Genomic DNA, 22,956 nt, shown 5'->3' with positions numbered 1-22,956 from the left:
CAAAAAAGATTGCCTTTATAACAGGTTTCAGGACAACAGTTGTTTAAAAATAGTCGTTGTAAAGTTCGGACAAAACTTCCGAAGTCTGGCGCAGCCTAAGGCTGCTCGTAAACTTCTGCTTCGATAATACTTAAGCCACCTTTTAATTTCGTTTCGGCACGTTCAACGCCATCATCTAACTTTTTGCCGTTCACTTCTACACCAATATTGCTGTTCTCTTTTTCCTTGCCCGAACCCGCCAGTTGTATGGTCACTGTTTTTCCTTTTATTGCGTTGAAGTTTGCGGTAAAATAACCCAGGCTCGGTTTACTATTGCCTTCGAAAGCTACTTTCCCATCAACTAAAATCCTTAATGGATAAATTTTGGTCCTGAAACCATTCAATTTTAAAGAAACTGCCGATACACCACTTTCTTTTGCCAGTGTGTATTTTATCCAGGCTGTTGCAACCTTTCCATCGTTTACCCAATCGCTCAGTTCATTGTCATCAAAACTTAAATTGGCTTTATCGTTATTGGCTCCTGCTTCAGCAGATACAATTTTAACCGATTTACGAGTTACCGTGTAAGATGGATCAAGCGGCGTTGCACCTTTGCTTAAGTTCGGTTTCAAACCGTCGGCCGGCAGTTGAGCAGATAATCCGTTAGCCGTTTTAACCGCTAAAGTTTCAAAAGACAAGCTTGCTGTTTGTAAGCCTTCTGCCTTGGCCGTTAAATTGATCTTTCCAGCGGTGGTTGTCGACCGGATTAAAATGCGGTTTATACCACTTTCAACCGGAAGATCTTTGGCTAAAATGTAATTATCGGGGCCCTGAGCCAAGCCTCCTCGCCATTCGGCAGGGCCATCTAAACTAAAACTTATCATATTCGAAGCCGTAGGACAGCGGTTTCCATCCTGATCTACCACTTCAACCTGAACAAGGACTACATCTGCGCCATCCGCTTTAAAACCGCCTGGGTTTTTCATTGCGGTAAGTTTTAATCCTACTGGTTTACCTGCTGTTTTTAATTGTGTTTCGGCTAGTTTTTTCCCAGCTGCAGAATAGGAGATAACCTTGATTATTCCAGCCTGATAAGAGATATTCTTAAAAGTGAATAGAAAGCCATTGCTTTTCTCTCCAAAACCTAGTGATTTATTGTTTAAAATCAGTTCAACTTTGTCGCCACTGGCCACCACATACACATTCTTTTTTACACCAGTTTTATAGTTCCAATGCCCGATTAAATGGATGCCTGTCTTTTTTGCATCAACCCAGCCGTCCCACATTACCTGATGTGCAAAGTAGGCGTCTTTCGGAATGCGCATGGCATCCACTTCGCCACTTCGGCGGTAGTTTTCTTCGCCACGGTGGTGGGTATTCGAATCGGAAAATATGATATTTACGCCGCCCGAACTTACCCGGTTTCCTGTTCCAGGGCGTTCCTCGTAATATTCGTTCCAGCGGATTACATCTTCAATGGCGAAGGAATCCTGGTTGCGGTTATAATCGCTGGCATCAGCATCCTTATACTTAGGTCCAGCGCCATTTACGTGAAAAGGAGGGGAAAACTCATCCCAGTATTTCCGCAAGGCTTCATCTCTGGCATACTCCATAGACCATAGCGGTTTGGTTGCACTTTTATTGATGTACAACATCTCACCACCATATTCGGCTTCAGGGATATTGAGCATTTCTCTCGACCCGATGGCCCTGCCGCCCTTAGGATCGTAAAGATTGCGGATGTCTTTCATTTCCTGCATGTGCGCTGCACTGATCGATTCGTTTCCACATTCGTAAAAAATAATACTCGGGTTGTTACGGTTGTAGATGATGGCATCTGTCATTACCGCTTTGCGTTGGTCCCATCGCGTTCCGGTTACATCTTTTTCCGAATCTCCGGCAGGCATTGCCTGGATTAAGCCCACCCGATCACATGATTCTATATCCTGTTTCCAGGGGGTAATGTGCATCCAGCGTACCAAATTGGCATTACTTTCTACCATGAGGCGGTTGCTGTAATCGCTTAACCAGGGCGGTACCGATAAACCGATTGCAGGCCATTCATTACTGGTGCGCTGTGCATAACCCTTCATCATCAATACCCGGTCGTTTAAATACACCATGCCGTTTTTAAATTCCGTTTTTCGAAAACCTGTTTTGATGTTTAGTTCATCGATGATCTCACCTGCTGATTTTAATCTTGAAGTAACCGTATACAGGTAACCATAGCCCCAACTCCAAAAGTTTAAGTTTGTTACCAATGCTTCAGCTTTTAAGGTTAAGGTATCGCCAGCTTTGATGGTGGTTTCTGCAGATGTAAATGTTTTTACGGTTTTTCCATCCAGATCTTTTAACTCCACTTCATAAATCAGTTTCTGATCTGTACTATTTTCATTTTTAACCTGCGATTCGGACACCACAACGGCCGATTTGCCTTTAATATTGAAATCTTTGGCGTAGCAATAATTCCCGGTGGTTTTTAAGGTAGAATAAAGTGTAAGGGTTTGATATACATTACCTGTTATATGCAAACGAACATTTTTAGAGATACCACCATAATTGGCATTGAAATTTTTGTCGTTCCATTGAAAGCCAGAGTTGGTGGCTTTTTCTCTGTAATTCCAGGTGTTATCGATCTTTACGGCAATTACGTTTTCCTGGTTAGGAATAATTAAAGCACTGATATCAAAACCAAAGGCCATTACACCATTCTCATGCCGGCCAATAAATTTGCCGTTCAGGTAGAATTCTCCTGCCTGTCTGATCCCTTCAAATTCCAGGAATACCTTCCTGCTTTGGTCGCTTGCTGAAAGGGTGAAATGTTTTCGGTACCAGGCAATACCGGTTGATAAATCTTCTATCGATTTTTTGAAGGCTTCATCCTCATTCCAGGCGTAGGGCAGGGTAATCGGCTTCCATGTTTTGTCATCAAAGTTGGTGTTTTCTGCACCGGATAAGTCCCCTACATAAAGTTTCCAGCCAGGATTAAAGTTATAGGTTTTTCTGGGGTTGGCAGCTTGTTGCGCTGTAGTGAAAAAGGGCAGGAGCGCAGCCATTAAAAAGATGTAAACAGGCTTCATATATTTGGTTAGGGTTTTAAGCTGATGAATGAGGGTTTATCGCGGTTGCAGGTGATTTCGCCGTTCAGATATTCCAGTTCTGCCAGCTGGATCACACTTCTTCTGGTAATTGCATTGTCAGTACCTTTGTTTTCGGGTGTTCTTCCGGGGTGGGTAAAATAATAAATGTAGGCTTTATCGCCGTTTACCACCACATCGGCATGTCCGCCCATTACCCCGTCATCAGTTCCTTTACCAGGCTCCCGTAAAATGTTTTTGGGTTGGCGTTTCCACGTTAACAGATCGGTTGAAGAATAAATACCCAGGCCGTTCCAGTTGTCTACAATCATCCAATAAGTGTTTTTCCAATAGAAAACTTTTGGCCCTTCGCAGCCTTTATCGCCGATCAGTTTTGTGTTTTTATCTTCCCAGTTATAGAGGTCTTTACTATCGGCGTAATAGATCGATTTGCCAGCCATTTCGTTGTTGTAATACATCCGCCAGCCTGTATTATCGGGGAGTTTAAATACGCAGGCATCAATGCAGCGATCGGAGGCGAGGTTTAATTTGGATTCGAATTTCCAGCTGATGAGGTTTTTGCTGGTGAGATGAACAATATAGCGTGGGTGGCGCCAATCTTTAAAAACGCCGGGCACATAAGTTAAATACATGTGGTAGATCCCTTTATTTTCGATTACTTCTGGTGCCCAATGCGTATAATCAGTTAACCGGTATTGGATGTCGCAGGTATCGCGGTATTTCCATTTTACCCCATCTTTTGATTCGGCAATACCGATACGTGTGCCATGCACCCAACTTACGCCATCGAGGTTTTTAACATTGGCCCGCCGGTTGGTATAAAACATAAACCACTTCTTTTCCCCTTTGTTCCAGATCACCACAGGATCGGCAGCGCCATCATAAATAGCGTCGCTGAATAAGGGTTTTGGAACAGGCAGCGCCTTATTGCTTTTTTGAGCAAAAGTATATACCGAAAACAGCATCAAACAGGCAAGCAGGATTTTTTTCATCTCAAAATTGATCATCATGGGATCTTTTCCATACCAGTGGATTGAGCGCCATTTTAAAAGGGAAATATTTGGTTAAATGTTAAACGAGGTTAACATTTAAATTTAAAAAAGCCGTCCTGTGCTATCCTGTATCAATTGATTTAATAACCCTGCAAATGGCTTTAAAACAAATTCAAACGATTGAAATTACAGATGTTCAACCGCATATCGGGAGTAACAAATCCAATACCTGTAGATTATCCCCGCGATTAGGGGCTCAAAAAGGTAGATTTAAATTAGTTTTTTCTGACTGCATAAGCCAGCTCGATTGAGTTTAATCGGTTTGCTTTCAAAAATCCAACATACTGTTTAGGAAATAATCTTTTTTTCGGTTTCCTCTTGGTCTCTTAATCTTTATAACCATTAAATAGAGATAATCAAACAAGCAAAATATTCTTTTCGGGCAGTCGGCGGAGACCGTAATACTGCGCCATATTTTAACAATGCAACCCATTGCAGGATGGAGCAGGACGGATTAATAAATTAAAACCGCTAATCTCGTATGACCAAATATAAATACTAATTAAATCTTTCCATATGAGCATTAAAAACCAAAGCCTGCAAGGATAGCTATTTTGAGATATGTTATACCGACACGGCATAAGTTTATGCATCGGAAACACACGGCATCAAAAATATACCTTATTAAACTAATTATTTATTATCATAAAATGGGTAATTCATCCACATAACATGATGTTGATTGCCCAATAATATGTTCGCCCAAACATATAGCAGATTTCATGAAATATGCTATATGGCTAAATAACCAAATATTTACATAACCAATAAAACTATGGATCTTAATTTTTATCCAGAAAACCTCAACCCACGTAAAGTCTTTTCGTACAAAAAAATCCTGATCAAAGGAATTTCTGCATTGAGCTTACTATGTGTTGTGAACACGGCAAGTGCAGATTCATTTATCCGCGAGGCATTACTTTCTAAAGCAACTCCAAACATCTCCCTGAGCAAACGGGATGTTAGTATTAAAGGAAAAATTGTTGATGAAAAAGGCGAAACGCTGGTCGGTGTGAGTGTCAAAATTAAGGGTACCACGATCGTGGCATCAACTGATGTTAATGGTGCTTTTTCAGTTACTATTCCATCAACGGTGAGCAACCCGGTTTTGGTGGTTTCCTACGTTGGATACAACACACAGGAAATACCTGTAACCGGAAAAACGACAATAACCATTCAACTGAAAAGTTCGACAAATGATTTGGAAGAGGTTGTGGTTGTTGGTTATAATACAGTAAAGAAAAGTGATTTAACCGGAGCAGTAGTCAGCATCGGCGCCAAAGAAATCAGATCGAGGCCTGTAACCAATGCACTACAGGCCATGCAGGGTAAAGCTGCCGGTGTAGATATTACCTCAAATGAGAGGCCGGGTCAGGTTGGAGACATTAAAATCCGTGGTCTTAGGTCGTTAAAAGCCAGTAATTCACCTTTGTTCGTGGTAGACGGTATCCCATTACAAGCTGGTGGAATTGATGCCATTAATCCTAATGACATAGAAAATATCGACGTTTTAAAGGATGCCTCAGCCACTGCTGTTTATGGTTCACGAGGTGCCAACGGAGTGGTACTGGTAACCACAAAAAAAGGGAAAGCCGGGCGGTTAACACTTGATTATGTGGGTACTGCAACCATCGAAACTTTAAATGACAGGATGGAAATGATGAATTCGGCACAATATATCGATTTCCGCCGGGATGCATTTAGGGCACTACCATCTACAGACAGCAGAAAATATCCAACCGTTCCAACGCTGGCAAAAGACAGGGAAATTTTTGCCGGTGACCCCAATGTTCTTGCAAACATAGAAAAGGGCTGGGCAAACGGCAGCTATGATGGAAGTTTAGTGCCGACTACCGATTGGGGCGATCTTGTAACCAGAACCGGAATTACGCAGGATCATGTATTGAGTGTAAGTGGCGGAACGGATAAAATGAAAGCTTACGGATCATTCGGCTATCTGAACCAGACAGGTACACAATTGGGCCAGGATTTTGAAAGATACAGCGGTAAGTTAAGTGTTGAGATTAATCCGGTAAAGTGGTTTAAAATGGGCTTAAACGTCACTGCAACTTATAGTTTACAGAATTATGGTTTCGTTGCGGCCAGTGCTTCGGGCGCGGGTAACATTTACGCAGCGGCACGCGGCATGCTTCCAATGGCTATCCCTTACGATGCGAATGGAAACAGGATCAATCTTCCTGGTGGCGATATCAACATCCAAAACCCCATTCTGGAAGCTGATTATAATATCAATTTACGCAAAACATTGAGAACCTTAGGGTCGGCATTTGCTGAGGTAAACATTTTAAAGGGATTGAAATACCGCATCAATTTTGGTCCTGATTTTTCTAATTTTTATAACGGAAAATACCAGGATGCAAAATCTGTAAACCGCGATGCAGGTATACCGGGATCGGTTAACAACTATGCACAGTTAAACCAGAGCAATAAATTCGCTTATACGCTCGATCACTTATTATATTATGATAAAACCATTAACAAGCACAATTTCGGTGTAACCTTATTGCAGAGTTCATCTCTGTTCCAGGATGAGTCCTCATCACTAACGGGTAGTAAAATAAATCTGATCGCACCGCTTTGGTACGGACTAAGGGCAGGAAGCATTACCGCTTTAGATGGATTTGATACCGATTTTAGAAAATCTACCCTCGAATCTTACATGGCCAGGATCAATTATAGTTTTGATAATAAATACCTGCTAACGGCATCCTTACGTTCGGATGGGGCCTCGCAATTGGCCGAAGGCAACAAATGGGATTTTTTCCCATCAGCAGCTTTGGCATGGCGTATGGATCAGGAAGAATTTATGAAAAATATTAAGTGGGTAAGTCAGTTGAAATTAAGACTGGGTGTGGGCAGTACAGGTAATTCTGCTGTAGATATTGGTAGCACACTGGGTCTTTTGCAACCCTTAACCTATACTTTTGGGAGCGCTGCACAGATAGGATATGTTGCATCCGATGCATCTCTGGCAAACCCGATCTCATTTCCTAATAAACTGTTAAGCTGGGAAAAAACCCAGCAGTATAACTTTGGCGTGGATTTCGAACTTCTAAAAGGAAGAATCAGTGGCTCATTAGATTTATATAAATCCAGAACAACAGATTTAATTTTGCTGAAAAAGATTAATATCATTAACGGCTATCCTACCTCTTATGATAACATTGGTTCGACTAAAAACAAGGGACTCGATTTAACTATAAATACCGTTAATGTAAGAACTAAAGATTTCAGCTGGGAATCTACCCTTAATTTCTCAACCAATAGAGATGAAATTGTAAAACTGAATGGTGGGGATATGGTTGCTGACCTTTTCTTTATTGGAAACGGAATTAATGTTGCTTACGATTTTGTAAAAGATGGTATCTGGCAGAATACGCCTGAAGACAAGATAGAGCTCGACAAATTTAAAGATAACGGGCAAATATTTTTGCCTGGAAGTATCAAGATAAGAGATTTAAACGGCGACCATATAATTGATCCCAATAACGACCGTCAGGTACTGGGGCGTTATACCCCGAGCTGGAGTGGAGGCATTACCAATACCTTTAATTACAAAGGTTTTGATCTTTCTGTGTTCATCATTGCGCGCTATAATTTCCTTATTGCTACGGGTGCCGAATCACTGCAGGGCCGTTTTGCTCAACGTGTACTGGATTATTGGACACCAAGCAACCCTACAAACGATTACCCGGCCCCTAATTATGGCAGTGCTGCCGGCGATCAGTATAAAAGTTCCATGAACTATCAGGATGGTTCTTTTGTAAAAGTCAGAAACATTTCGTTGGGCTATAATTTTGCTGAAAATATCACAAAAAAATTAACGCTTTCCAGATTAAGGATTTATGCACAGATGATTAATCCGGGGCTGATCTATTCGAAGGTTAAATGGATTGATCCGGATCTGGGTGGTTCTACTTTTAACAGAGGTGTTGTATTAGGTGTTAACGCAAGTTTTTAAGGAGTGAAAAAAATATTGATTATGAAAAAGATTATAAATTTAATATCGGGCGTGGTTTTGTTAGGCGGCTTAATGATTCTTCCCACTTCCTGTAAAAAAAGTTTCCTGGATGAAGAAGTGATCAACTCACGAAATACATCCGATTTTCAAAAAACAGAAGGATTAGATGGTTTGGTTATCGGAATGTACCAGAGTTTGAAATTCCATTTTAATTATACCTGGGCCTATACCAGTACCAACTATGGCGTAGACGAGTTTACCGTTGGCGGAGATAGGACAGAGCAGATGTGGAATTCTTACGATGGAACCTTAAATTCGTTTAACTCGGATGTACAGGCTGTGTTTGATAACATGTACACTAATATTAACTCTGCAAATATTGTAATTAAAAATGTACCCATTTACTACACTGGTGCCAATAAAGACATCCGCCTGGGCGAGGGCTATTTTATGCGCGCTTTCGATTATTTTAAACTGGTAAAACAATATGGAGGTGTACCTCTGCAACTGGAATCATTAGAAACCATCAAGGATGAATTTACACGCAATTCGGCCAAAGAGGTTTACGAGCAGGTTATTCAGGATTTTATACAGGCTTATAACCTGCTTCCCGCTGTTGCTGCAGAAAGAGGAAGAATTACCAAATGGGCAGCCGCGCACTTTTTGGCGAAAGCATACTTGTTCCGTGCAAGCGAAATGAACAATGACTGGAATGGTGACACCAAAACGGCTGACCTGCAAAATGCCATTAAATATGCAGATCTGGTAATTGGCAGTGGCCAGCATAGTCTGGCAACTAATTATAGTGATCTTTGGAACTTTACCACTGTTGATGGTGCAAACGAAACCAACAAGGAAATTATCCTTGCTGCCCAGTTCTCCAACAACACTGCAACACAGGGAAGGTATGGCAACCAGATCCACCTGTATTATCCGTCAATTTATCAGACCCTTCCTGGAATGATACGTGATATTGCAGGAGGCCGCGAATTTCAGCGCATGCGGTCAACTGATTATGCTTTGGATGTTTTTGACCGTGTTAACGACTCGAGATTCTGGAAAAGTTTTAAAACACGTTATGTTGCCAATAACGCTGCCAGCATCCCGAAATGGGTTAAGGGCAGTGCACCAACCCCGGCTCAGGAAGGTCAAGCTAAATTTGCAGTCGGTGAGGAAGCGGTTTTATACATTGTTAATAATGCAGGCGACACCAGGTATACCCCAATAGTTCCTGGTGCAGATCCCGCACTGTCAACAGATCTTGCCCGCCGTAAACCAACCATGTTTGTAAGGTATTTTGCAGGGCAACCGCAGAGCTATTTAAATGCCCATGGCAATTATACTGTGAACCAATATGTAGCTTTATCTAAATTTATGGATGGCTCCAGAAACCTTGTTGCCTCACAGTTCGGACAGCGTGACGGAATTCTGGCCCGACTTGCCGAAACCTATCTGATTGCTGCAGAAGCGTATGGACGATTGGGTCAATATGCCCAGGCCATTCCTTATCTGAACAGTGTGAGAGATCGCGCAGCCTATAAGGAGGGCGAAGACCGTTCTTCTTATGTTGACGGAGGAATTGCTTATAAAACAAATCCGGCGGTAACTTCAGCAATTGTTTCATATTCTGATAGAAACACTTATTTTGAATCGAACAACATTCCTGTAACCACTACGAATACATTGTCTTCAATGCACCTCAACAGTGAAGCTGATATTTTTAATTCCAGCAAAGATTTTTATGATAAAGTCGGGGCAAGTTCGAATGAAGATAAATTCAAAGCCTTTATCCTTGATGAGCGTTCGAGAGAACTGATGGGCGAATTGATGAGGTGGGAAGATCTTGCGCGTACCAAAACTTTGGTGGCACGTACGGCGGCATTTAACCTGGAGGCTAAACCGATTGCAACCAAACACTATCTGCGGCCAATACCTCAAAGTTTTCTTGACGTACTTAAAGTTGGGGGAGAACCTTTAACATCTGCCCAAAAACAGGCCTTGCAAAATCCAGGGTGGTAAAACGGTTAAATATTTTGAAAAAATAGTGGTATTAATCTATTGTGATGTTTTTAAGGATTAATCCACTATTATAACCCCGATCGATTTACACTAATTAAGAGAAAAGTGAAGAGACAAACAATCTGCCTGATGCTGGTGTCCATTATCCTGGTATCTTTCATTCAAAAAACAACGGTAAAACTCCGCAAGGTATACCTAAAGGTACCTTTTAAGATGTCGCCAATTACGGTTCCGGATTTTAGCAGTTGCGAAAAGTTTAACATTGTAGCATTCGGGGCAGTTAAAGGAGATATGGCCCGAACCACTCAGGCGATTGCCGGTGCAATAAGCAAAGCAAACAGTATTAATGGGGGAACTGTTGTGGTACCACAGGGCGAATGGCTCACGGGGAAAATCCATCTCAAGAGTAATGTAAATCTCCATTTGGAAAAAGGGGCAACATTACTTTTTTCTGCTGACCCAAAAGATTATCTCCCCGCAGTAAATAGCTCGTGGGAAGGAATGGAGTGTCTTAATTACTCCCCTCTGATATATGCCTATAAATGCAAAAATATAGGTATAAGTGGTCAAGGGGAAATCAAGGCGCAGATGGGGACATGGTCAAAGTGGTTTGCAAGACCAAAGGCTCATATGGAAAGTATCAAGCGTCTTTATAATCTCGCCTCGGCATATGAACCTGTTTCCGCAAGGCAAATGGTTAACGATACCGCAAATCTCAGACCTCAGTTTATTCAGTTCAATCGTTGTGAAAATGTCCTGTTAGATGGAATTAAGATCACTAACAGTCCGTTTTGGACGATCCATCCCTATTTGTGCAAGAATGTTGTGATCAGAAAGATAAATGTTTTTGCTCATGGGCACAATAATGACGGGGTAGATCCGGAAATGAGCCAGAATGTACTGATAGAAGAGTGTTTTTTTGACCAGGGCGACGATGCAATTGCGATAAAGTCTGGTCGGAATCCGGAGGGATGGCGATTGAAAACACCATCAAAAAACATCATCATAAGAAACTGCACGGTCAAGAATGGTCACCAATTGGTGGCTATAGGAAGTGAGCTTTCGGGTGGGATAGAAAACGTGCTGGTAGAGAACTGCAAGGTGCTTGATGGGGCTAAACTTAACCATCTGGTTTTCATTAAAACCAATGAGCGCATGGGAGGATATGTGAAAAACATATATGCAAGAAATATTACCGCTGGAAATATTGAACAGGGGATTCTGGGGATTGAGACAGACGTATTATATCAGTGGAAAAATCTTGTGCCAACTGTTCAGGTGAAACTAACACCAATTAAAGATATTTTTCTTGAAAATGTAAAAGCAGCGCACGTGAAATTTATATCACATGTTAAAGGGGAAAAAACATTGCCTGTTGAGAACGTTGTATTTAAGAATATATCTGCAGATACAATAGATGGCCAGAAACACATTAATGAAAATCTGGTTAAATTTAGAACGTCAGACTAGCCAATCCTGATTAGTTTGAGAAGTTCGTTCTTTAATTTAGAAAAGATGTAGGTATTTAAAGAGATGAAAACAACATTCCTTTTTATTTTGCAGGATATGTAATAAAAGTGCGGGAAAAAAAACGGAATGATCATTTAATGAGAAATAAGAACTGCATGGTATTAAATTTGCATCGATAACAATTTCAGAAATTAAAAACATCAAATCAATTTCAACCTATGAAACCTTACAAAAACCTATTGTTCATTTTCTCTTTTTTGCTATGCGGACAGGCCTTTGCGCAAAATGATGTAACTATAGCAGCCATACGCAAGGAGTACAACAGGATAAACGCGCTTAAACTGAGTCAACAGCATTATAAATATGAAAAGGCCGGATGTGTGGAAGAGGGAAAGGTAAATTATTTTTTTGAGGGTAAAACCATTGTTAAAATAACCGAATCGGGATCGATTGGTGACGGATCATGGACGACCAGTTATTTCTATCGTGCAGGAAAGCCCATATTCTGTTTTGAAATGATTGAAGGTGGGCCGGCTGCGGGCGATACCATCAAAACAGAATACCGGATCTATATCAAAGACGGCCAGGCATACCGCGTATTGGAAGGAAGCAAAGTGATGAAGGATGAAAATATATCTCAGGACCAGATCCAGCGGGCAAATAATATTTATAAGGCATATGCTACCAAAAAGTTTGGAGATGCGCTTTGCTTTTAAAATGTATCATTCCTGAATGCCTAATTCTGGTAAAGGATTAGCCTTAATGGAGTCCGTGGACTGAAATCAATCCTTTTTTAGTAATTTTGCAAAAATAAGCCCCGCCGTTTTGCTACATGAGCATCAGAAAGTTGAGTAGAAAGATTTCGATTATATTCCTTTTAGCCATCCAGGTCATTTTTTTATTTGCCATTTTTCGTGAACACCTGCAGTCCTGGTGGTCTGTCATTTCGATACTGGTTATCTGCCCATTAATTCTTGTAGCTTATTTAAGGGGCCAACTGCATCATCACGAACACCAGTATGAACATGTTTTAGTGGTATGCTGGATCCCAATCGGCGCAGTTACCTCTTTTTACCTGAATCATTACCTATCCCTCGGACCGGTCATATCTGCTTCGGCCGTTGGTTTTGCGGGCTCTTTTCTCCCGTTATTAAAAAAAAGTTCTGAATATCTCCGGCAGCTGCCTGCAGCTGTTTACTGTGGCGCATTTATCGGGATGTCGAGCACGGCAGTTGCACCCAATATCCTGTTTGTACTTACGGCCAGTTTTTTTACTGCAATACTCATTATCGTTTCTAAAAGCCTTTTTTCGGGGGTTGGGGGCAAGCTGGGAACACTGGCCTTTGCAGGTGTAGTGATTACTTCTTTTATTTATTATCTAATTTCTTCCTATGCTTAACGGGTCAATATTGCTACTGGTAGGCTTTTTTGGCGCTATGCTTACCTTCTACCTGAGTGAGGGCTTAGGGCAGGGGCCGGTCCGTTCGTCTGCCATGTTATCCCTTAGCGTAGCACTGTTTTTTTACTTTTTTCCCCACATCACTGATCCTTACCTTGTAAAAAATATACCGCTGGTTTTTATCGGTTCATCCTTTATCGGAATGGTTTCCGGCCGCCTGGTATCCAGTTACCTGCTAATCGGTTTGGCAGGCGCAGTATTCTGTGTTATTTTTCTGAATACGAGCCGGTTTTTTAACGGTTACGGGGGCGCACTGGGTATTTCAGCCTGTATTTCATTACTGGCCATTTTAAGCCTTCCTATTGTAACAAAAAAACATAGACTCACCAATGGTTTTGCAATACTGAGAAAAATGGTTTTCAAAATCCGGAGAAAGCAGTAAAGAAGCTCAACCTGAATTTTTTCAGATCAATGTAAAAAGCGATCAAAATGAAACATTTTTATCCCTTTACTGGTTTATGGTAAACTAAATTTGAATCAAAAAATATCCATATGGAATATAGAAGATTAGGTAAATCGGGCTTACAGGTGAGTGCGCTGGGGCTGGGTAGCTGGCTTACCTTTGGTGCACAGATCAGCGATAAGGTTGCTGATGAGTTAATGGGGATTGCCTATGATGCAGGCGTCAACTTTTTTGACAATGCTGAAGGTTATGCCGAGGGGAAATCGGAAATGGTAATGGGGAAAATCCTTAAATCTCAGGGTTGGGAACGCGAATCCTTTGTTGTATCAAGCAAGGTGTTTTTTGGTACAGAAAACAAAGGACCAAATCAAATGGGGCTCTCGCGTAAGCATGTTACAGAGGCCTGCCATGGCGCATTGAAACGGCTTCGGGTAGATTATCTGGATTTATACTTTTGTCACCGTCCCGATAAAAATACGCCGATTGAAGAGACAGTGCTGGCAATGAATACTTTGATCCAGCAGGGTAAAATTCTATATTGGGGAACCTCAGAATGGAGTGCAGCTGAAATTACAGAGGCCATTGGCGTTGCAAAAGATTACCGTCTTGTTGGGCCTGCGATGGAACAGCCACAATATAACCTGTTCGAAAGGAAAAAACTTGAGGATGACTTTCTGTTGCTTTTCAGGGATCATGGTTTGGGTACCACCATATGGTCGCCTTTAGCATCAGGTTTGCTATCTGGGAAATATACAAAAGGGGATGTGAAGGATACCCGTTTGGCAAATGCAAAACTGGGTTGGTTGAAAGATAATGTGTTGCAGGCAGACAGGCTTAAGAAGGTAGAAAAACTGCAGGAAGTTGCTGATCAACTAAATGTTTCATTGGCCAAATTTTCGCTTGCCTGGTGTCTTAAAAATCCGAATGTAAGTTCTGTTATCCTTGGTGCTTCCAAAGGAGCGCAGCTGAAAGAAAATTTAACTGCCCTGGAGGTAGTGCCGCTGTTAACCGAAAAAGTTTTAGAGCAGGTTGAAGAAATTATGGGCACAAAACCTAAACTGCCGCAGTTTTAATCATTCATTCAATATAGTATTTGTTTAAGCACGATAGGGAAATTCTATCGTGCTTTTTGCATATCGGTTGTTTCATGCGCTACTTAAAATGTTAAGCCAGTTTTTTTCAGGAGTGTGAATTTTGAAAAAAGGTAAAACAAATGATGGGCAAATGGTATTGTTATGGAAAATATAAATGATGAGCACGATTAATACATTATCAAAAGACCTTCAGAAATTTGTAGATAAGTTTGAACCGAATAAGTTCAAAGTGATGGGCAGGGGTATCGAGGTGAGGGGAGTGAGCAATATCCATGATGCGATTGAAACGGCGAAGGGTATTATAGAAAAACTTAAGCTGAATCTACGGGTTTCGCACAATGCGGAAATGGTGAGTTATGGCGCATTTGAAGTATGCGCGTTATAAGTATACTTCTTGCGCCACCTATTAAATAACTATTCCGTTTTTTCCTGTCAGTTTAGCCGATGGAATTTTATTGATTTATCGGGTCGGGCTTCGGCTGTTTCGGTTTACGTATAAAAGTTGCAATCACAAAAATTACGAATCCAAAAAGCCAGGTTGAAAATAGCACGATAAAGAAAATCTCTCTGATGGAGGAATGAAAATATCCGGGTTGGTAGAACAGCCGGTTCAGGGTGTTGATTTTTTCAATTAATGCATTCCGGTCGAAGTTATTCCTGATCTGGTACAGCTGATCCTGATCTTTATCCCGAAAACGAAAAACATCCTGGGTGAGGGCTGCAGGCTTAATGGAAGATGCTATGTTGTATTTTTTCAATAGCGTATCCAGCTTTTTAAAAGACTGAAGAAGAGAATCTTTATTTAACTTATAAAGTAGTTTATATCGTTCTATCGCATTTTGTCGCTGTTGTTTTGCTACAGTTTGATCGTTAACCGGACTGATCAGCATCTTGTTTTCGAGAAAAATACAAATGTTATCGTCGTATTGCGGATTGACTTCAGCTCCTTTAAATATAATTTCAGTGCTGTCCTTTCTAACGGTTTTTAATATGATTCTTTTCTGTAATTCTTTCTGATCAAAGCCGAACAGTTCTGAAGCAGCATTGGTTGCACTTTTTAACTTTTCGTAACCTGAGGTAAGCATTTTTAAAGTGTCAATACTGTAATATGCAGATTGCAGACTAAAAGATTCCTTATCTGCCAAATCGTAGAAAACAGTGTCCTTTACCTCAATTACCGGATAAGGTTTTGGATATAGGATATTGGTCACATTAAATAATGTTTCTGAATTGTAGGAAGAGCCAGGGTATAAAAAAGGATTTAAAACATTTAATAAGGTTTTATCCGTGTTGAAGTTTTTCTCAGATAATTCCTGCTTAAGTTTAGCGTTCAGCCCGAAACTATAACTCATAAAGAAGGTTAACGACAAAAAGACTATCGGAAGTAGGAGACCCCCGGTTTTAAACAGATTCCGGATGTTGTATTGTTGTCGGGAGTGATTCCGGATCAGTAAAATAAGAATTGTCAGTAAAAATATACCGGTTACAAAGAAGTGAGAAATAGACACGTCGTCGTAAAATTTGAAACGATAAAATTCTGTGTAAATATTAATTTTGCTTATGCCTGCAAACTTAAAATAACCGTATATAAAGTAAGCTAAGTGTATTAGCGCAAGTACGATAACAGATTTTAAGAGAAACTTTTTTAGATTATGACTCATGTTGTTAGTGCTGATTATAGTCAATCCCGGCCGTAGGAAGGAAAGCCTTTTTTGTTGGTTAACCGATGTTACTGTTTCAGGATTTTTAATGGTATCCTGAGAAATTATGCATCGTTCCTTGACTTGATTTCTTTTTTTACATCATCATATCCTTTGTAGATGGAAAGGAAAATTGGCAAAAATACAAATGGTAAAAAAGTGAATATGCTTGTTCCTTTTCTTACCGTCATCATGATACCTGCCACCGTCATCACCAGAAGGATGGCAATATAAAAGGATACCAGTGCTCCGCGTTTTTTCTTTTCGGCACTGAGTTCTGATAAGCTTAATTCAGTTAATATGGTCGTTTTCAAATGAGTTGCGTTTTTTATGATCTTCAAATATAATAAATGTCAGTGCATTAAAGAATATTGGCCAGGGTGTAGCCAGTTTTATTGATCACTCTAAAATCAGTTTATCTCCTCAGAGAGGTGAAAACCATGATAAAGGCCATAATCAATTTGCCTTGTTAGCCTGAATAGTATCTATTTTATGCCAATTTTGGGTAATTCCTGATAAGGTTTGTTATCTAAAATTGCCTGTATTGCGTTGGCGATTTCATAAACATTTCCCTGCCTTTGATTGGAGAGGATAATAATCGTCCGGCCTTTGGAAGCGTCTGTTGTTAATAGCGCCTGGTAATGTATGGCGCTACCATCGTGCGTATGAGTGATAACCTTATTACCTTTCACTTCACCGCCGCCAAGGCCAGATTGCTGATCTGCAGCAAAGGGAATAATAATTTCGGCAGTGGATGCTGGTTTAATCAGGCAAAAGTTATTGATGCATTGCGACCATTTGTAAAAATCATCAATATTTAAACAAGTCCATCCCGAAATCGGTACTTCAAGGCCGTCCTGCTTAAATTCATTGTTAAATGATCTGGCTATTAGTGGATCGCTGTCTACCGGATCAACCATACCATTTCCGATACCTGCAACTTTAAGCATATTCTGCTGTACAAATTGATTAAAGGAAATACCAGTTGCTTTCTCAATGATCCGCCTGCGTAAAAAAGTGTTATTGTTATTATAGGCATAGCGACTTCCGGGATCGAAATCGAGTTTTTCTAAGGATTGAAGGTCTTTCCAGTTATCTGCATCACTGCGAACGGTTTTATATTTTACTTCGGGTAATCCACTGGTGTACTGCAATAGGTTTTTAATGCTTATGGTGCTGGCCCAACGGGGAAGCTCAGGAAAAAAAACGGAAACTTTATCATGTATGTTAAGCTTGCCTTGTTCCTGAAGCATCATGATACCTACTGCGTCAAATTCTTTTGCTATAGACCCAATATGGAAGCGGTATTGCGTGTTAAGCGGAATCTTTTTTGATGCATCTGCATATCCGATGGACTTTCTGATGATTACTTTTCCACCATCTGCAATTAATATATTTCCGTTGAAAGCTCCTGATTGATTTGCTTTATCTATAAAAGTATTAATTAAAGCCACTTTATTATCCTGTGCAAATGTCCGGGTTCCAGCTAAAAAGGCTATTAAAAAAATAAATAAAATACTTTTATACTTGTTCATAGGTTTTGTTTGTCTTTAAGACATGGTATAAGTTTATTAGTTACATTCTCCATCTATTTTTATTAGGCCCATGTTCAGATCTGGATCAATCATCACCGCTAAATCAGGAGATAAACTAAAACAGGCCACTTCAAAACAATTGAAACGGCCTGTGTGCTGATTATTATTGAGGATTTTAGCTAGAATGATGCTTCGTCACTTTTGGTGAAATCTTATGAAAAATGCTTTTATTTTCTTCGAGCTTAAGCTAGTTTAAAGAACGATATTCGTTGGGTGAATAACCCACATGTTGTTTAAACGAACGACTGAAATGCTGTGGATATTTAAATCCAAGTTCGTAGGCAATCTCGCTAACCGATTTGCTTGTATCAAACATTTTCTCCTTTGCAATGTCCATCAGTTTCAGCTGGATGTATTCCTGTGCTGATTTTCCAGTATCTTTTTTGATTAAATCACCAAAATAGTTTGCCGAAAGGTTTAACTGCTCAGCGCAGTAACCCACCGAAGGCAGTCCCAGTAATTGAGGTTTATCAGATGAAAAATATTCGTTGATCAGGTTTTCAAACTTTTCAAGGATTCCGTGGTGAGCGGTCTCCCGGGTGATAAACTGGCGATCATAAAACCTTATACAGTAGTTTAAAAATAATTCAATATTGGTTACGATCAGTGTTTTGCTATGTTTATCGATAGATTGAGATAACTCATACTGGATCTTGGAGAGACAATCCAGCACCAATTGTTTTTCCTTTTCTGAAAGGTGTAAAGCTTCGTTAACATCATAAGAAAAGAAAGAATATTCCTGGATATGCCTTCCTAGGGAGCTACCTTTAATGAGTTCCGGATCAAACAACAATGCCCATCCCTTTGGTTCAAAAGTTTTAACCTTTGGCTGGACACCAAGCACCTGGCCAGGCCCTACAAATACAAGTGTTCCTTCCTGGTAATCGTAATTGTTGCGCCCGTATTTCAGTTCTCCACATTCCAGTTCCTTCAAATATATTGCATACAATCCAAAATTAAAGGTTTGCGCAGGCATGGCCTTTGCTTTAGCCAGGTCAATTACAGTAATTAAAGGATGTAAGGTTTCAACACCACGCATTTTGTTGTACTGGTCAACGCTTTCTATTCTCACTATTGTATCCATAATCAATTGACTGTTTTGTTAATACAAAAATAAACATTCGCAACTACATGTTCTCATCCGGGAGCGTACATCAGTAATAATGGTATGACTTGCAGTAATCTGTATAACAATTTCCATATCTGCGATGCCGAACTTTGTCTTATCGCCGGTAGGAACAATTTCTAACGGAACACTTTTAATAACAATTGAAATGGAAAAGAGAATATTAGGAAATAGCGGCTTAGAAGTTTCCGCATTAGGTTTAGGTTGCATGGGTTTAACTTTTGGCTACGGACCCGCAACAGATGAAAAAGAAGCCATTGAATTAATCAGAAATGCCTATGATTTAGGCGTTACATTTTTTGATACTGCGGAAGCTTACAGCCAGGGCGGAAATGAAATCCTATTAGGGAAGGCTGTAAAATCTTTTAGGGATAAAGTGGTTATTGCCACCAAATTTGGCTTTTTAGACGGCGATTCGACTAAAGGTTTGGACAGCAGTCCGGCAAGAATTAGAAAAGTGGTAGAAAACTCACTAAAGTTTTTGCAGACCGATTATATCGATCTGTTTTATCAGCACAGGGTTGATCCAAACATAGCTATTGAGGAAGTTGCCGGAACGGTAAAAGATTTAATTGCTGAGGGTAAGGTGAAACACTTCGGGCTTTCTGAAGCGAGTGCAGAAAGTATCCGTAAGGCACACGCTGTACAGCCTGTAGCAGCTTTACAAAGCGAATATTCTTTGTTCTTTCGCGAACCTGAACAGGTAATCCTTCCAACATTAGAAGAATTGGGAATCGGTTTTGTGCCTTTCAGCCCGTTAGGGAAAGGATTTTTAACCGGAGCCATCAATGAAAATACAACTTTTGATAAAACAGATTTCAGGAATATTGTTCCGCGCTTTTCAGAAGAAAACAGGAAAGCCAATCAAACTTTGGTTGATCTGTTAAAAGCTATTGCGGCTGAAAAAGAGGCCACCCCGGCACAAATTGCACTCGCCTGGTTGCTTGCCCAAAAAACTTTTATTGCACCTATTCCGGGTACAACGAAATTACATCGTTTACAGGAAAATGTTGGCGGAGCATCTGTAATATTAACAAAAGCAGATTTGGAAAAAATTGAGTCTGCAGCATCAAAAATAACGATTCAGGGCGAAAGGTATCCTCAGCATCTTCAAAATAGGGTAGGCAAATAATCCGCAACAAAACCGCATCACAAAAAAATAAAATTATGGAAAATCAAAATCGCAGAAATTTCCTGAAAGCCGGTACCGCCTTAAGCGGCGCACTATTGCTTTCTCCTGCTTTAAGTTTTGCATCATCTCCTGAGCAGGAAAAGGTCAATAGAGATCTGGCAAGTCCTTCTAAGCTGCTTAGCCGTACACTGGGTACAGGTAAAAATAGCATCAACGTTTCTGCCATGGGATTAGGCTGCATGGGCATGTCGTGGAACAGGAGTTTTGTTCCGGATCGGAAATATATGATCCAAACGATCAGAAAAGCTTACGAGATGGGTGTCAATCTTTTTGATACGGCCGAGGCTTATGGACCGTTCGTTAATGAGGAATTGGTTGGGGAGGCCATAAAACCTTTCAGGAAAGACATTACCCTATGCAGCAAGTTTGGTTTTGTATTTGAAAACAACAAAGTTACCCAGAAGTTCGACAGCAGGCCGGAACACATCAGATTAGTAGTAGAACAATCTCTGAAAAGATTGAAAACCGATGTAATCGACCTGCTTTATCAGCATCGCGTTGATCCTAATGTGCCAATGGAAGACGTAGCGGGAACGGTAAGAGATTTGATCAAAGAAGGAAAAGTAAAACACTTTGGATTAAGTGAAGCCGGGCCGGAAAACATTAGAAAAGCACATGCCATTCAACCTTTAACGGCTATACAAACCGAATATTCGCTGATGACAAGAGATCCTGAGAAGGACATTTTTCCCATTTGCGAGGAATTGGGAATCGGCTTTGTACCCTATAGTCCGCTTTGCCGGGCTTATTTAACCGGATACATCAACGAGCGGACAAAATATGTGGATGGCAACGATAACCGTGGCTCGCTACCACGTTATGCGCCTGATGCCATAAAAGCCAACTGGGCGCTGATTGATGTGTTATCTTCGTTTGGCAATGAACGTGGGTTAACCGTAGCGCAAGTTTCGCTTGCATGGTTGCTGGCTCAAAAACCATGGATTGTGCCAATTCCGGGAACAACTAAACTGGCACATCTTCAGGAGAATATTTGGGCAATAGACTATAAGTTCTCCCCTGAAGAATTATCTGCTCTTACCACTGCCGTTTCAAAAATCGGGATTGTTGGTAACCGGTACCCAACCGCTCAAACAAAATGAATACTCATCAGGTAAAGGAAATCATCATGAAAAGAACATTAAACATTTCTGGCTTATTGATCGTGTTAGGTTGCCTTATATCATCATGCTCCAATGCGGAGGAAAAACCTGCTCAGGTAAAGTTATCTGCGCCACAAAAAATACTAATTGTTTATCTCTCTCGGACAAATAATACAAAAACCATTGCAGAAATTATTCATAGCAAAGTTGGAGGTGATCTGGTTGCTATTGAAATGGAAAAACCTTATCCTGAAGATTATAAAACAACTGTTGCCCAGGTGGCAAATGAAAATGAATCCGGATTTCTGCCACTATTGAAGACAAAGATTGAAAATATCGGGCAATATGACCTTATTTATATTGGCTTTCCAACCTGGGGCATGGCCTTACCGCCGCCAGTAAAAAGTTTTCTTCGGAGGTATGATCTTAAAGGAAAAACGGTTATTCCTTTTAATACAAATGCAGGATATGGCATCGGAAGCACTTTTGATACCGTTAAGGAACTCTGTCCGTATAGCAAGGTGATAGAAGGTTTCACGATGAAAGGTGGTATAGAAAGAGACGGAGTTTTGCTCGTAATTAAAGATGAAAAACGTAAGCAGGCTGAAACGCAAGTGGTAAAGTGGTTGCGGAAAATTAATATGCTGCAGCATTAAAAACGGAGAAAAATGAAAAAAGTAATCATTATAGGTGCAACAGGGAGCCTTGCGAAATTTGTTATTGAAGCACTGCAAACAATGCCTGATGTACAATTGACCCTGTTTGTGAGGGACAAGACAAAACTCGATAAAGAAAGTATAGGAAAAGCCGCCGTAATTGAAGGTGATGTACTTAATTATGCCGACCTTGAAGCAGCCCTATCAGGGCAGGATATTGTTTATGAAAATCTTGCGGGTGATCTGGAAACTATGACCGAAAATATTGTTAAAGCCATGAAAGAAAATGGTGTGAAAAGGATCATTGCCATTAGTGCTATCGGGATATATGAAGTACCGCTAAAGCCAGTGCTTGTTCCTTACAGGAAGCTGGCAGATGTGATTGAGGCATCAAAACTCGACTACACCATTTTAAGGCCTGACTGGTTTACGTACGGAAATGAGGTAGAATATGGGGTAACTAAAAAAGGAGAACCTGAAAAAGGCACTGCGATTTCGAGAAAGAGTATTGCTGACTTTGTAGCCAGATTGATTGAAAATCCCGATACCTATATTGGTGAAAACCTGGGGATAAGCAAAATTTAATATAATTAACATTAAAAAATAAAAATGGAAGATTTAGAACATAAAGGTTTCAAAGCAGTGCCTTCTGAATATTTTTCGGGAAAAGCTTTTCTAAAAACTTTAGTCGCGGCAGACGAGGTAACCAATTGTAACATCAGCGATGTTGCTTTTGAAAAAGGTTGCCGCAATAACTGGCATACCCATCCCTCTAATCAGATACTAATTGTTAAAGAAGGGGTCTGTTATTATCAGGAAGAGGGAAAGCCCATTCAAAAGTTTGCTGTGGGAGAAGTGATTAACATTTTGCCAGGCATAAAGCATTGGCATGGCGCTTCTCCTGATGAACCAATGGTTCATATCGCCATCAATATCAACACGGATAAGGGCATGGTAAACTGGATGGAGCCGGTAACTGACGAGCAATACAACGGCTAAAAAATGATCGTCAATATTCAGGAAGTGAACGA

The 22,956-nt window shown here is 40.5% G+C and carries 19 protein-coding genes; 13 read left to right on the top strand and 6 right to left on the bottom strand.

The window, feature by feature from the left end; all coding sequences use genetic code 11:
- Positions 1–95 precede the first annotated feature (95 nt).
- Together U859_RS0105665 and U859_RS0105660 are read right to left on the bottom strand one after the other, a co-directional pair.
- Positions 96–3,059 (bottom strand): sugar-binding domain-containing protein, encoded by a 2,964-nt coding sequence (locus U859_RS0105665; RefSeq protein ID WP_025142454.1) that lies wholly within the window; start codon positions 3,057–3,059, stop codon positions 96–98.
- Between the two features lie 8 nt (positions 3,060–3,067).
- Positions 3,068–4,069 (bottom strand): family 43 glycosylhydrolase, encoded by a 1,002-nt coding sequence (locus U859_RS0105660; RefSeq protein WP_025142453.1) that lies wholly within the window; start codon positions 4,067–4,069, stop codon positions 3,068–3,070.
- A gap of 835 nt (positions 4,070–4,904) precedes the next feature.
- Here U859_RS0105660 and U859_RS0105655 point away from each other — a divergent pair.
- The 8 genes from U859_RS0105655 to U859_RS0105620 all read left to right on the top strand — a co-directional run bounded on the left by U859_RS0105655 (position 4,905) and on the right by U859_RS0105620 (position 14,941).
- A complete protein-coding gene (locus U859_RS0105655) occupies positions 4,905–8,111 on the top strand; it encodes a SusC/RagA family TonB-linked outer membrane protein (RefSeq protein ID WP_025142452.1) in 3,207 nt (1,068 codons plus the stop codon).
- 21 nt (positions 8,112–8,132) lie between these two features.
- Positions 8,133–10,130: a RagB/SusD family nutrient uptake outer membrane protein gene (locus U859_RS0105650; RefSeq protein WP_025142451.1), complete on the top strand. Its 1,998-nt coding sequence runs from the start codon at positions 8,133–8,135 to the stop codon at positions 10,128–10,130.
- Positions 10,131–10,343: 213 nt separating this feature from the next.
- The gene (locus tag U859_RS0105645; protein ID WP_240183015.1) at positions 10,344–11,600 is read left to right on the top strand and encodes a glycoside hydrolase family 28 protein; all 1,257 of its coding nucleotides are present in this window, start codon (positions 10,344–10,346) and stop codon (positions 11,598–11,600) included.
- A 218-nt stretch (positions 11,601–11,818) separates the two neighbouring features.
- On the top strand, positions 11,819–12,316 hold the full coding sequence (locus U859_RS0105640; RefSeq protein WP_025142449.1) for a hypothetical protein: 498 nt from the start codon (positions 11,819–11,821) through the stop codon (positions 12,314–12,316).
- A gap of 116 nt (positions 12,317–12,432) precedes the next feature.
- On the top strand, positions 12,433–12,999 hold the full coding sequence (locus tag U859_RS0105635; protein ID WP_025142448.1) for a hypothetical protein: 567 nt from the start codon (positions 12,433–12,435) through the stop codon (positions 12,997–12,999).
- Entirely contained in the window at positions 12,992–13,441 is a 450-nt protein-coding gene (locus tag U859_RS0105630) for a hypothetical protein (RefSeq protein WP_025142447.1), read from the top strand. Before U859_RS0105635 ends, U859_RS0105630 begins: the two co-directional genes overlap by 8 nt.
- Before the next feature lie 110 nt (positions 13,442–13,551).
- Positions 13,552–14,535 (top strand): potassium channel beta subunit family protein, encoded by a 984-nt coding sequence (locus tag U859_RS0105625; RefSeq protein WP_025142446.1) that lies wholly within the window; start codon positions 13,552–13,554, stop codon positions 14,533–14,535.
- Positions 14,536–14,710: 175 nt separating this feature from the next.
- On the top strand, positions 14,711–14,941 hold the full coding sequence (locus U859_RS0105620) for a hypothetical protein (protein ID WP_025142445.1): 231 nt from the start codon (positions 14,711–14,713) through the stop codon (positions 14,939–14,941).
- 67 nt (positions 14,942–15,008) lie between these two features.
- Here the strand turns inward: U859_RS0105620 and U859_RS30285 are convergent, their stop codons facing one another.
- The 4 genes from U859_RS30285 to U859_RS0105600 all read right to left on the bottom strand — a co-directional run bounded on the left by U859_RS30285 (position 15,009) and on the right by U859_RS0105600 (position 18,935).
- Positions 15,009–15,908 (bottom strand): hypothetical protein, encoded by a 900-nt coding sequence (locus U859_RS30285; RefSeq protein ID WP_205314369.1) that lies wholly within the window; start codon positions 15,906–15,908, stop codon positions 15,009–15,011.
- A gap of 413 nt (positions 15,909–16,321) precedes the next feature.
- On the bottom strand, positions 16,322–16,570 hold the full coding sequence (locus U859_RS0105610; protein ID WP_025142443.1) for a hypothetical protein: 249 nt from the start codon (positions 16,568–16,570) through the stop codon (positions 16,322–16,324).
- A 171-nt stretch (positions 16,571–16,741) separates the two neighbouring features.
- The gene (locus U859_RS0105605) at positions 16,742–17,791 is read right to left on the bottom strand and encodes a serine hydrolase domain-containing protein (protein ID WP_025142442.1); all 1,050 of its coding nucleotides are present in this window, start codon (positions 17,789–17,791) and stop codon (positions 16,742–16,744) included.
- 247 nt (positions 17,792–18,038) lie between these two features.
- Positions 18,039–18,935, bottom strand: coding sequence for a helix-turn-helix domain-containing protein (locus U859_RS0105600; protein ID WP_025142441.1), 897 nt, complete (start codon positions 18,933–18,935; stop codon positions 18,039–18,041).
- Positions 18,936–19,125: 190 nt separating this feature from the next.
- Between U859_RS0105600 and U859_RS0105595 the strand changes: the two genes are divergently transcribed.
- From U859_RS0105595 to U859_RS0105575, 5 genes are read left to right on the top strand one after another with little or no spacing between them, the layout of a single operon-like run.
- Positions 19,126–20,109 (top strand): aldo/keto reductase, encoded by a 984-nt coding sequence (locus U859_RS0105595; RefSeq protein ID WP_025142440.1) that lies wholly within the window; start codon positions 19,126–19,128, stop codon positions 20,107–20,109.
- 35 nt (positions 20,110–20,144) lie between these two features.
- The gene (locus tag U859_RS0105590; RefSeq protein WP_115684134.1) at positions 20,145–21,269 is read left to right on the top strand and encodes an aldo/keto reductase; all 1,125 of its coding nucleotides are present in this window, start codon (positions 20,145–20,147) and stop codon (positions 21,267–21,269) included.
- Entirely contained in the window at positions 21,266–21,925 is a 660-nt protein-coding gene (locus U859_RS0105585) for a flavodoxin (protein WP_240183014.1), read from the top strand. Before U859_RS0105590 ends, U859_RS0105585 begins: the two co-directional genes overlap by 4 nt.
- A gap of 12 nt (positions 21,926–21,937) precedes the next feature.
- The gene (locus U859_RS0105580; RefSeq protein WP_025142437.1) at positions 21,938–22,510 is read left to right on the top strand and encodes an NAD(P)H-binding protein; all 573 of its coding nucleotides are present in this window, start codon (positions 21,938–21,940) and stop codon (positions 22,508–22,510) included.
- A 24-nt stretch (positions 22,511–22,534) separates the two neighbouring features.
- Positions 22,535–22,924, top strand: coding sequence for a cupin domain-containing protein (locus tag U859_RS0105575; RefSeq protein ID WP_025142436.1), 390 nt, complete (start codon positions 22,535–22,537; stop codon positions 22,922–22,924).
- Positions 22,925–22,956 lie beyond the last annotated feature (32 nt).

It is taken from the genome of Pedobacter jeongneungensis (assembly GCF_000633455.1).
Taxonomy (GTDB): domain Bacteria; phylum Bacteroidota; class Bacteroidia; order Sphingobacteriales; family Sphingobacteriaceae; genus Pedobacter; species Pedobacter jeongneungensis_A.
Note: the sequence above shows the minus strand (reverse complement) of the source record. Positions and strands in the feature narration are given on the sequence as shown.